Consider the following 11,817-nt stretch of genomic DNA (forward strand, 5'->3'; position numbering starts at 1 on the left):
GTGGTATGGCGATGGATGCTGAACAATCAGGGAAACACTCTATTACATCGACTGTACTGAGAGCGCTGCGCAAGGAGATCTGTGCCAGTGCATATGCGGACGGGCAATTCATTACGGAGGCTGAGGTCTCGCAGAAGTATCGGGTCAGCAAAACGCCGGCACGCGAGGCGCTTACCATCCTCTGTGAGGAGAAGCTGCTGTGTAAAATACCGCGCAAGGGATACATGGTAAAGAAGCTGTCGCTGGAGGAGCTGCGCAAACTCTATCAATTTCGCAACATCTTGGAACGGGCAATCGTGGAGCACGCGGTTCGCTATGCCGACGAGGAGGATCTCCGGAATCTCGACGTGCTTGCGAGCGCCCAGGTGGATACGTCGCATCCAGAGTGGATTCAGGAATACCATAGGGTGAACAGTGCGTTTCACATCGGGCTTGCTGCATTGACACGGAATAATTACCTTATCGATGCCCTCCGCGGGGTGCTGAACATTCTGCAGCGAGATCTGATTGAGGATATGAAATACATCGGGGTCGAAAAGACACTGGGCGAGCACAGGCGCATTGTGGAGGCAGTCCGAAGGCGTGACCTCACAGAGGCGCTCTCCATCACCTCGCAGCAAATCAATATCATCGAGCGCAAAGAGCATATGTCCTAAATGCTGTGACACAACGGGTTATCTGATGACGCGCGGATGCGCTCGCTGCCGTATTCGGATGATCGGCGGCATGTGTGCAGATCACCGTGCCGCCTGCATGATAAAGGAATCGCTGAATTTATCAGTATTTCCCAAAGACAAAGGAGGAAATGTCATGTTGAATGAACTGTGGAGAATGACTGCCCATCAGGTAAAAGAAGGGAACTTTAAAAAGGCCGTGCTTGCTGTTGGCGCCTGTGAAGCACATGGACAGCATCTGGCAGAGGGATGCGATACGATCGTTTCCTATAAGCTGGGCAAAGCGATTGCAGATGAATTGGGCGATATGCTGGTACTTCCGCCGATCCCCGTCGGGTACAGCGGACATTATGATTCATTCCCCTTTACGTTGACCCTGCAGTATGATACGGTGACGCAGGTTATCTACGATATTGTGGAGTCGGTACTTCGTAATGGCATAGATACCATTCTTATCATTAACGGACACGATGGCAACATCGCACCGATTGAGGTGGCCTCACGTAAGATCAAGGAAAAATATCCAAGTGCACGCATTGCAGCACTGGATCAGTGGTGGGTTACGGCTGGTGAACTCCTGCCTAAAGGCACATTCGAGGTCTGGAATGGCCTTGGGCATGCAGGTGAAGGCGAGACCTCAATTGCCTACTATCTGTTCCCCGAATGGTGCGAGCCAGAGCAGGCAACCTGCCGCGTACCGAAGAATCTCCCTGAGCTTATGGGGATCAAGTGGGACTTCTCCGAGCTCACCAACACGGCGCAGACTGGTGATGCGACCAAGGGGACAGCGGAGAAAGGCGAAAAGATGTTCAAGGTGCTGATTGAGTACTGCACGAAGACGATTAAGGCTCTCGATGCGGTAGATTGGCAATTTGAAGCGGATCAAAAGTAGTCGGCATAACGAAAACCCCCGTCACCATTATTGGTGAACGGGGGTTTTACGCATCTCATCTACATACAGCCCGTGGGAAAAAAGAGCCTGTTGTGCTCTTATTTCTTCGTCTGACCGACCAAGAACATGCTCGCATCCTCATACTGCGGTGCGATCACCATATTGCCGCTGTGGTCGATGTACCCCCACTTGTCGCCGACCTTGGCGGGCGCAAGCCCCGCGGCGAAGCTGCCGAGCTCTGTCACCGTGCTCGGCGTGAGGAAGGGGACGCGCCCCGTTTTGTCGATGAAGAAGGCCTTTCCGCCCTTGACGACGGCGGCCAGTCCCTCGTGAAAGTCCTGCACGGCATTGTACGTGGGCGCGATGGCAACACTGCCGTCCTTTGCCGCGTAGCCCCACAGTTCCGCCGTATCCTGTACGGCGGCGCGGTCCTCGGAGAAGCGGCGCATCATGCGGTAGTTTGCGGGAACGAGATATGCCCCCGTGCGGTCAACGCAGCCCCAGCGGCTCTTTACCTTGACGAGTGCCGTGCCGTCAACGAAGGTGCTGTTGTAGTCGTTTTTGATCGAGACGATCATCGCGCCCGTCTTGTCGATGTAGCCGCGCTTCACATTCTCATCGTCGAGCATGAGCGGGTCATAGATGAACTGGCCTGCTGTGCCGGCAACGATGGTGAACACCGCGCCGAGGAAGTTCGTTGACTTCACCTTGCGCCGTACCTCGGCAAGACCATCGTGAAAGGGGAGCGCATAGTCATACGGTGCGGTAAAGACCTGCGTGCCCGTCTTGTCGATGTAGGCGAGCCCCTTTTTCCCGCGCACGGCGGCCAGCCCCTCGCTGAATCCCATGGGGATGTCCCGATACTGCGGTGCGATCACCATCGTGCCCGTCTTGTCGATAAAGCCCCACTTGCCCCCAACCTCGACGGCGGCCAGTCCCTCGGAGAAAATGCCCGCCGAGGCGTACTGCGGCGCGATCACCTGTGCGCCCGTCTTGTCGATGAAGCCGACGTGTTTCTTGTCCTCCATGATGCTCGCCAGCCCCTCGGAGAAGATCCCCGCGTAGGCGTACGTCTTTTCCGTCAGGCGCGAGCCGTCCGCGCGGTAAAAGCTCCATCGCTTGTCCGCGCCCTGCACGAGGGCAGCGCCGTCATGATAGGGGACGACGTCGCGCTGCGTGACGGGGAGGATCAGCGTGCCGTCCGTCCCATAGCAGCCCCATTTCTTGTCCGCATCCTGTACGACGATGCGATCCTCCGTCAGCTCCTCGATGTGGCGGTAGGTGGCGGGGACGACCTGCTTGCCGTCCGCGCGGAACACGCCCCATTTCTTCCCCTGACGCACGAGAAGATAGCCCTCGGCGTAGGGGCGTATCTCGTCGTACTCCGCTGCGATCACGGCGGTGCCCGTCGTCGTGACGGCGCCCCATTTCCCTGCGGTCTTGACGAGGGCGAGCGGTGCCGCATGGACGGCGGCGGACGGCTCCTGCCCGCGGTCGACCAGGATGCCCATCCCCGTGTAGAGCGGGTTGTCGTGGATGGATTCGGCGGCGGCGTGAGGCATCTGTGCCGCGATCAGGCCTGCGGCGGCGAACACGGCGATGGCGGTGCGCAGACGCGACGTCTTTTTCTGTGTCATATTCATTCCCCTTTATTCTTGAAAACTCCATACTTCTGCTATTATTCGCGCAGAATTCGTGCTTTCCCTGCCATGAAAATGGATAAAATGAAAATCTTTGTTGCAAAAAACCCGCACACCATGGGGCGGTGTACGGGTTTTTGTGTTCCTTCGAACATTGTGCGCCGCAGGCACTCAGCAGTTCCCACGGTGGACATAGCGCAGATGACGCGCGGCGACGGCGGTGAGTGTGTCGATGTCCGCAATTGGTGTCGGCGGCGTGTGCATGCGGTGGCGCGGGAAATAGCGGCTGATGTGGAGCGGGAGGTCGGGCGAGAGAGCGGCGAGCCAGCGTGCCTCGGCGTCCATGTCGGCGAGGCTGTCGTTCATGGCGGGAATGATGAGGGTCGTCACCTCGACGTGGACGCCTGCGCGGACGGCGTGCGTGATGGTCCCGCGCACGGTCATGAGGTCGCCGCCGAGCCGTCGGTAGAAGTCCTCGCGCCAGCCCTTGAGGTCGATGTTCATCGCGTCGACGTGCGGGAGGAGGCGTGCGAGCGGCTCCGCACAGATCATGCCGTTTGTGACGAGGACGACGGCGAGCCCCGCCGCGTGGAGGAGCGGCGCCGTATCCATGATGTACTCATAGCTGATGAGCGGCTCGTTGTAGGTGAACGCGACGCCGAGACTGCCGTGCGGGGCGGCGCTCAGCTCCTGTGCGAGGGCGGCCAGACGCGCGGGCAGTACGTTCTCCGTCGGTATGGAGGCATCTGCTGCCGCGATGTCCGCATTTTGGCAGAACGGGCAGGCGAGATTGCAGCCATAGCTGCCGACGGAGAGGATCGCGCGGCCGGGGTGGAAGTGATAGAGCGGCTTTTTCTCGATGGGGTCGAGCGCGAGCGCGGTCAGCCGCCCGTAGTTCGTCGGACGGATGACGCCGCCGACGTTCGTGCGGGCCCGGCAGAAGCCCGTCTCATCCTCCCGCAGGCGGCAGGCGTGGGGACAGAGACTGCATACTGCCGTCACGCGTGACGCTCCGACGTGAACCGCCAGATGCGGATCTCGGCGTCCTCGGGGATGCCGCCCTTTTTGCGGGCGGCGCGCAGCTGCTCCTCGGCCGTCTCTGTGCCGGGGGCAGCGGGGAGCATGACGCCCTTGCGCCCGCGCGACTCGGCGATGATGCCGTAGGTTTTCGGGTCGAGCGCATCTGCGCCGTCCACGAGTTCCGGCTCGCTGAGCACATCGACCGTGATGTCGAGCGCGTCCAGCTCCTCCTCTGTCACGGGGGCGACGTGGGTGTCGTTTCGTGCGGCGTGCGCGGCATTGCGCGTGATCTCGTCGGCGATGCTCTTTGCCGACGGCTCGAACGTGCCGTACGTCCCGCGCGGCGTGCCGTCCCGCGTGAGCGTCACGTAGACCCCCGCGCGCCCCGTCATCTCCTCCGGGAGCTCTGCGGGCACGGGCGGCAGTTTCCCCGTGCGGACGATCGTCTCCACGGCGCGGCGGGCGAGCCGCACGTAGTCGTCCTCTGCCGCGCGGCGTTCCTCGCGGGCGCGCCGCTCCAGCATCTCATAGCGCTCCACGAAGCTGCGGCGCGGATCCTCGCGCGTCACCTTGAACGACACGAGCCCGTAGCCGATGCCCGTCGTCCCCTGATAGGAGAGCTTTTTGATCTTCAGTGCACGCGCGTCGAGCACACCCGCCAGCATCCACAGCCCGCGCAGGGCGCACTCCGCCGCCGGCTGATAGATCGCGGGATCCATGCGCAGGAGTTTTAGAAAGTCGCCCTCCTCCAGATACTTCATGCACGCCTTGTCAAACCGCGGCCCCTCGGGCGCAAAGCCGCGCGGCGCGTCGGGCGTCAGACGGTGGGAGAGATCGCCGCTTGCGAAAAAGACCGCCCGCCGTCCGAGCTCCTCCGCCACGCGGGCGATGCACCGGCCGAACACATAGTGCTCCTTGGGCGAGAGCCCCGAGACCCCGACGCGCACGAGACGAAAGTCCGTCGTGTGTGGCTCAAGGAAGGAGAGCGGCACCATCACCCCGTGATCGAGCGCGGCACCCCGTCCGCCGACGCCGCCCGCCGCGATCCCCTCGACGGATGCCGCTTTTGCGAGCTCCTTGGCAAAGGGCCCATCGTAGTCCGCCATGACGCGCAGATCGGGCGCACCGAACGCGGCGAAGTCCCCCGATGCCATCTCGCCCGGCGCGATGTGGAAGTAGTCTGCGTACATCACCGTGTGCGGGCTCGCGACGATCACCGTCTCGGGCGCGAGCTCTGCCGCCTCCTTCATCGCGCGTTCATAAGCGTTAAGTGTCAGTTGGAGCTTTCGCTCCTCGCCCTGCCCGACCTCCGGCAGGAGGAGCGGCGGGTGCGGTACGGCATATGCGGCAACGATGGACATGGAAAGACCTCCTCTTTGGTATATTATTATATGGATTCGACGCGCGGGGCGAAAGCCCTGCATTTTTCATTGATCCGATGCGTGCAGCACGGTATGCTGGGAGGGGTGAAGGAAGCACGAAGAGATAAAAAACCGCGATGCTTTGGAGGCGGACGGGACATGGTGTATAAGCATCTCTCTCGCCTCAATATAGGGATGAGGTGCGCTGGAAAGAGGAGTACGTGCGGCGGCGCAGAAGGTGCGATAAAAGGGCCTTATCACTTCGATTGGAATTGTCGGATCGGAGTGATTCGGCCGATGTGTCGACGTATGTATGAAAACAACCTTCTGTATCGATCATGATGCAGAAGGCTGTTTTTCACTCACCCCATCCCCCGGAGAGCGGCGATGACGAGGGCAGGGAGGAAATTCGCGACGCGGATGTTCGGCAGGCCGAGGAGATTCGTCCCGATGGCAAAGATGAGGATGTTGCCGACGCAGCTGAGCCCGGCGAGGGCGCTGTCCGTCATGTAGGGGGCGAGCAGCCCCGCGAGGGCGAAGATCGCGCCCTGAAAGAGCCCGACGGAGACGGAGGAGAAGATGCAGCCCTTGCCGAGGGTCGCCGTAAGAAGCATGATGATGACGCCGTCGAGGACGCTCTTTGTAAAGAGGACGGACGGGTCACCGAGCAGGCGGTCATTGATCGAGCCGATGACCGCCATGGCGCCGATGCAGACCGTGAGCGAGGCGGTGACGAAGCCGTCGATAAACCGCGTGTCGCCCGCGCTGCCCGAGACGCGCTTCAGCCATGCGCCGAACGCAGTCATGCGCGCCTCGATGTTCAGCAGCTCGCCGACGAGGCCGCCGACGATGAGGCTCGTGATCATCATGTAGATGCCGCCGAGCGCGAGCTGTCCGTCCGCATTGACACTGAGCATCGTGCGCAGCGTGCCGCCGAGCCCGAGAAACATCACGGAGAGCGCACAGGCGCGCATCAGCGTCTCCTGCACGCGCTCCGCGATAAAGCGGCCGCAGCCGAGCCCCAGAACGCCGCCGAGCGCGATGGCGGCGACGTTGGCGATGATTCCGATACCGGGGAGCATCGTCCCACCCCTTTTCCCATTTCGTAATGGCATATTATACGCCATTTCACGGTGGATGTAAAATGAAAGAATCGCTGCTCACATGAGGCCCGCTGGATATTCTAAGAGGCGGGCGCTGCATTGATCAGCGATTCCTAAAAGTGATTTACGCTCTGCGCAGGTGGATGGAGAAACCACCGACCTTTTCTTTTAGATAGGCGAGGCGTACGGCTCCGTTTTCATCACGGAAAGTATACTCAGGATCCAGCGCGATGCCGCGGCGCGCGTAGTAGGCGAGAGCACGCGGCATATCGTCGGTATCGATGCAGAGATGACCATAGTCGCCCGGTGTCGGCTCTGCACAGATCTCGGCAATCGTACCGGCAAAGAAGCCGCCGCCTGCCGCAATTTTCGTTTCGCCGGTCAGACGGCAGAGCGCATCGGTGAGTTCCTCTGCTTCCGCACGGCCTGCCGTATGGATGCCAACGTGACCGATACGCAGACCTAGCATTTTTTGTACGGCATCGCGGCAGACGGCAGCGATGCCGTCCCAATCCTGCTCTTTGACCAGTTTCCCCGGCGTCATGAAGCTGCCGCCGACCGCTGCCACGTTCGGCAGGTTGAGGTAGTCACGCATGTTGTCAAGACTGACACCGCCCGTCGGCAGGAACTGCACATCCGCGAACGGACCTGCGAGTGATTTGAGAGTTGCTGTTCCGCCGTATGCTGCGGCAGGGAAAAATTTGCAAAACTTGATGCCGCGTGCGCGGACGGCTTCAATTTCACCAGGGGATACCGTCCCCGGGACAATGTCAACCTCATGTGCGGTACACCAGTCGATGACGTCAGGATTGTATGCAGGAGTCACAATGAATGTTGCCCCTGCTGCGACTGCCGCCTCTGCCTGCTTGACCGTATGTACCGTGCCTGCGCCGACGATGAGTGTCGGGATCTCCTTCATTGTACGGATGATATCGAGACAAGCATCCGTGCGGAACGTGACCTCCGCGACGGGAATACCGCCTGCGGCGAGTGCCTCGCCGAGCGGCTTTGCACACGCAGCGTCTTCGAGCACAACGAGCGGCACAAGACCGATCTCGGACATTTTCTGCAGCTGCTTACTCATCAGTGGAATCTGCCTCCTTCATAAAACGTTCAAGTTCCGCAGGGGTCGGGAGTCCCTCGTTGTCGCCGCGGCTCATCACCTGGATGGCACCAATGGCAGCCGCACGCCGTACAGCATCGCGCATGGGAAGCCCTTCCATCAGCCCCGTGAGGATGCCTGCCGCAAAACCATCGCCTGCGCCAACGGTATCGACGACCTCGCGCACGCGGAATCCTGTGACCTTGTAGTGCTCCGCGCCATCGGCGACGTAGGCTCCTGCCGCGCCGCATTTCGTGATGACGGTCGTTGCTCCGAGCTCTTGATAGAAAGCGCAAATGGCGGCAGGATCATCGCTCCCCATGAGGATTTTTCCCTCTGCCGTGCCCGGCAGGACGATATCTGCGCGGGCTGCGAGGTCATTGATGGTCTTGCGCATAGTGTGCTCATCCGGCCAGAGTTGAGGGCGCAGGTTCGGGTCGAACGAGATCGTCAGTCCGGCCGCCCGTGCGCGCTCGAACATGAGGAGCGTCGCTGTACATGTTGACTCCGTGAGAGCGGGGAGGATCCCCGTCAGATGGATATGACTGTAGACAGAAAAATTGACGTTTTCTACGTCCTGCGGCGAAAGCGTTGACGCAGCAGACCCTGCACGGAAGTAAAAGATCGGGGGATCTCCTGCGTGGACACGGCCTTTCAGCATGAATCCCGTGCGCTTTTCATCGCTCCATGAGACGAACTCATTCCCGATGCCGTTCTCGTTCAGCACATGGATGATGCGCTCGCCGAACGGATCCTTTCCCAGTTTCGTCAGGTAGGTCACGCGGTGCCCCAGCCGCGCAGCACCAATGGCGACGTTGAACTCTGCGCCGGCGACAGCGAGATCGTAGCCCGAGACACCGGAGAGATCGCCTTCACTCTGCGCGATCAGGAGCCCCATCGGCTCCCCTGCGAGAATCAGACCTTTCTTCATAATGTGACCGCTCCTTTCAAAGCGTGATAATGATGTATGGCAGAACCTGTGAGAGAGCTTCTTGTGTGTGACCGGCTAACAGGCGATGTGCCAGATTTGTATTGTTGACAGTCGAAGAAGATTCACAGGAGGTATCAATCACCTTTGTGAATGAATATTGTTGAGAATTATTGGATTAATAAAAAACTAATAAACTATTATTGACATAATAAACCGAAAAGACTAGTATGTAAATACGATTATATAAAAAATTCATGCATGGATAAAAACTATTTTTAGTCTTGAAGTCGAGGTGGACGGAATGGATGTAAGATATTCAGCACATCCAAGAGATGTCAAGCGTTACACCACAGAAGAGCTTCGCCGTGAGTTTTTGATCCAAGGGCTCTTCCAGGCAGATCAGGTATCTGCGACGTACTCTCATGTTGATCGAATGCTGGTGTTTGGCTGCATGCCGATCTCGCGTCATGTTTCCCTTGATCAAGGGATTGACGTGTGGAAAAATTTTGGAACGGCGTATATTTTGGAGCGCCGTGAAATAGGTATTTTCAATGTTGGTCAGACAGGCAGAATCACGGCGGACGGCGTATCATATACACTGCATCATAGAGACTGTCTCTATATCTCTATGGGGACAAAGGACGTGAATTTTGAAAGCGTGAATGAGGCAGAACCTGCAAAGTTCTATATGGTCTCTGCTCCGGCACATAAGGCCTGTAAGACGACGTTCCTCTCTATGGAACAGGCAAAGAAGGTACCGGCAGGAGCATTGGAGTTTGGAAATTGTCGAACAATTAACCAGTATATTCATCCAGATGTATTGGAGACCTGCCAGCTGTCTATGGGACTGACTGTGCTGGATCCCGGCAGTGTTTGGAACACGATGCCTGCTCATACACACGAGCGCCGTATGGAAGTATATTTTTATTTTGATTTTTCACCGGATGATATTGTCTTTCACATGATGGGAGAGCCGACAGAGACTCGGCATCTCATAATGCACTGCGATGAGGCGGTTATCGGACCATCGTGGAGTATTCATTCCGGCTGTGGTACATCGAATTATGCCTTTATTTGGGCGATGGGCGGTGAAAATAAAGTCTTTCAGGACATGGACACCGTAGCCAATCGTGATCTTCGATGAAGGAGGTGAGAGAATGACCACACAGAATCGATTTGCTCTAAACGGTAAGGTCGCCCTTGTGACGGGAGCGGCATATGGCATCGGATATGCGATAGCAGCAGCTTTTGCACGGGCAGGGGCGAAAATTGCATTCAACTGCCGTAGCAAGGAGCATTTGCAGACGGCTCTGGGTACATTTCGCGACGATGGTATTGATGCTCTTGGATACCTTTGCGACGTACGTGATGAGAATTCCGTTGCGGAGATGGTGCAGGATATTGAGAAGAGGTGTGGTGTAATTGACATCCTTGTCAATAATGCGGGGATTATCAAGCGGATTCCGATGTGCGAGATGACGGCAGAAGAGTTTCGTGAGGTGGTTGATATAGATCTGAATGCACCGTTTATCGTATCAAAGGCAGTTCTTCCACAGATGATTGAAAAGGGGCATGGTAAGATCATCAATATCTGCTCCATGATGAGCGAATTGGGACGGGAGACAGTTTCAGCATACGCAGCGGCGAAGGGCGGGCTGAAAATGCTTACCCGCAATATTGCTGCCGAGTATGGCAGATATAATATCCAGTGCAATGGGCTTGGTCCAGGGTACATTGCTACGCCGCAGACAGCACCCCTGCGCGAACATGGCCATCCATTCAATGATTTTATCTTGGCGAAGACACCGGCGAATCGATGGGGAACCCCGGAAGATCTTGCTGGTCCTGCAATTTTTTTGGCATCAGATGCCTCGAATTTTGTGAACGGACAAATTCTGTATGCCGATGGCGGAATCTTGGCATATATTGGAAAACAGCCATGAGTTCTGTGAAAATTGGGAGTGGTAGTTTATGAAAATCAAACAGTCCATTGAACGCATTCCTGGGGGCTTGATGCTTGTTCCATTGTTCTTAGGGGCGCTGTGTCATACGTTTGCTCCATGGGCAGGAAAATATTTTGGTTCGTTTACCAATGGCTTGATCTCCGGCACGGTTCCTATTCTGTCGGTATGGTTTTTCTGTATGGGCGCAGGGATCGACCTGCGTTCTACAGGAACGGTGCTGAGGAAGTCTGGAACAATTGTCGTTACTAAAATCCTCGTTGCGTGGATCATTGGAATGATTTGCGTGAAGTTTATGCCGCCCGGCATGATTCAGACCGGATTCTTTGCGGGGCTTTCGACGCTTGCTATTGTTGCCTCCATGGATATGACGAATGGCGGCCTGTATGCTTCCATTATGCAGCAGTATGGTACAAAGGAAGAGGCTGGTGCGTTCGTTCTGACGAGTATTGAGTCTGGCCCATTGGTGACGATGTTCATCCTTGGCAGTACAGGAGCTGCGTACTTTGAGCCGCGTCTTTTCGTCGGGGCGGTACTTCCCTTTGTTATAGGATTTATCCTTGGCAATCTGGATAAGGAACTTCGTACATTCTTTGGCAGTGCATCTATGACGATGATTCCGTTTTTTGGCTTTGCTCTTGGAAACACAATAGATCTGGCGGTAATTGGTCAGACAGGGCTTCTCGGGATTCTCATGGGACTTTCGGTTATCGTTGTTACGGGTATTCCTTTGTTCTTTGCCGATCGCTGGATCGCCGGAGGGCATGGCGGAGCAGGGCTTGCTGCCTCGAGTACGGCAGGTGCTGCGGTAACGAATCCGATTATTATCGCACAGATGATACCGGAGTTTGAGCCAATCGCCCCTGCGGCAACGGCATTGGTCGCTACCTGCGTCATTGTGACAGCGCTTCTCGTTCCTGTCATTACAGCATCGTGGTGTAACTATATGAAACGTAAAACAGAGGCACAGGTATAATTATTTCTGTACAGAAAGCCCATGGAAGAAGAAAAACAGTTTCTTCTTCCGTGGGCTTTTTTGAGGAGCTCTTGCCTTTCTGCATGAATTTTCGTGATGGTTTATTGTACGCCATTTCGCGGCGGATGTAAAATCCCCTGTATACATACAGATTCCA

The 11,817-nt window shown here is 57.0% G+C and carries 11 protein-coding genes; 5 read left to right on the forward strand and 6 right to left on the reverse strand.

The features are described 5' to 3' along the window. Nucleotides 1-5: 5 nt before the first annotated feature. Together AXE86_RS05780 and AXE86_RS05785 are read left to right on the forward strand one after the other, a co-directional pair. Nucleotides 6-656: a GntR family transcriptional regulator gene (locus AXE86_RS05780; protein ID WP_061945494.1), complete on the forward strand. Its 651-nt coding sequence runs from the start codon at nucleotides 6-8 to the stop codon at nucleotides 654-656. A gap of 154 nt (nucleotides 657-810) precedes the next feature. Next, nucleotides 811-1,566, forward strand: coding sequence for a creatininase family protein (locus AXE86_RS05785; protein ID WP_061945496.1), 756 nt, complete (start codon nucleotides 811-813; stop codon nucleotides 1,564-1,566). A 98-nt stretch (nucleotides 1,567-1,664) separates the two neighbouring features. Here AXE86_RS05785 and AXE86_RS05790 read toward each other — a convergent pair whose 3' ends face one another. The 6 genes from AXE86_RS05790 to AXE86_RS05815 form a co-directional block, all read right to left on the reverse strand. Next, nucleotides 1,665-3,203 carry a WG repeat-containing protein gene (locus tag AXE86_RS05790; RefSeq protein ID WP_232294936.1) on the reverse strand — a complete coding sequence of 513 codons (1,539 nt, stop codon included), beginning with the start codon at nucleotides 3,201-3,203 and terminating at the stop codon, nucleotides 1,665-1,667. A 174-nt stretch (nucleotides 3,204-3,377) separates the two neighbouring features. Next, complete coding sequence (gene amrS, locus AXE86_RS05795) at nucleotides 3,378-4,208, reverse strand: AmmeMemoRadiSam system radical SAM enzyme (RefSeq protein ID WP_061945500.1); 831 nt, start codon at nucleotides 4,206-4,208, stop codon at nucleotides 3,378-3,380. Then, complete coding sequence (locus AXE86_RS05800) at nucleotides 4,205-5,587, reverse strand: class III extradiol ring-cleavage dioxygenase family protein (protein WP_061945502.1); 1,383 nt, start codon at nucleotides 5,585-5,587, stop codon at nucleotides 4,205-4,207. Before AXE86_RS05800 ends, amrS begins: the two co-directional genes overlap by 4 nt. 362 nt (nucleotides 5,588-5,949) lie before the next feature. Beyond that, complete coding sequence (locus AXE86_RS05805) at nucleotides 5,950-6,669, reverse strand: DUF554 domain-containing protein (RefSeq protein ID WP_198145296.1); 720 nt, start codon at nucleotides 6,667-6,669, stop codon at nucleotides 5,950-5,952. 145 nt (nucleotides 6,670-6,814) lie between these two features. Then, nucleotides 6,815-7,774, reverse strand: a complete 960-nt coding sequence (gene eda, locus AXE86_RS05810; protein ID WP_071884693.1) for a bifunctional 4-hydroxy-2-oxoglutarate aldolase/2-dehydro-3-deoxy-phosphogluconate aldolase — start codon at nucleotides 7,772-7,774, stop codon at nucleotides 6,815-6,817. Further along, a complete protein-coding gene (locus AXE86_RS05815; protein WP_061945506.1) occupies nucleotides 7,767-8,723 on the reverse strand; it encodes a sugar kinase in 957 nt (318 codons plus the stop codon). The genes eda and AXE86_RS05815 overlap by 8 nt, the downstream gene beginning before the upstream one ends. Before the next feature lie 301 nt (nucleotides 8,724-9,024). Here AXE86_RS05815 and kduI point away from each other — a divergent pair, with 301 nt between their 5' ends. The 3 genes from kduI to kdgT are packed head-to-tail and all read left to right on the forward strand — an operon-like array spanning nucleotide 9,025 to nucleotide 11,660. Further along, nucleotides 9,025-9,867 carry a 5-dehydro-4-deoxy-D-glucuronate isomerase gene (gene kduI, locus AXE86_RS05820; protein ID WP_061945508.1) on the forward strand — a complete coding sequence of 281 codons (843 nt, stop codon included), beginning with the start codon at nucleotides 9,025-9,027 and terminating at the stop codon, nucleotides 9,865-9,867. A gap of 13 nt (nucleotides 9,868-9,880) precedes the next feature. Then, on the forward strand, nucleotides 9,881-10,666 hold the full coding sequence (locus AXE86_RS05825) for a gluconate 5-dehydrogenase (protein WP_061945510.1): 786 nt from the start codon (nucleotides 9,881-9,883) through the stop codon (nucleotides 10,664-10,666). Between the two features lie 28 nt (nucleotides 10,667-10,694). Continuing rightward, a complete protein-coding gene (gene kdgT / locus AXE86_RS05830) occupies nucleotides 10,695-11,660 on the forward strand; it encodes a 2-keto-3-deoxygluconate transporter (protein WP_061945512.1) in 966 nt (321 codons plus the stop codon). The last annotated feature ends 157 nt before the right edge of the window (nucleotides 11,661-11,817 follow it).

Origin of the sequence: Selenomonas sp. oral taxon 136, from assembly GCF_001554015.1 — a bacterium.
GTDB lineage: Bacteria > Bacillota > Negativicutes > Selenomonadales > Selenomonadaceae > Centipeda > Centipeda felix.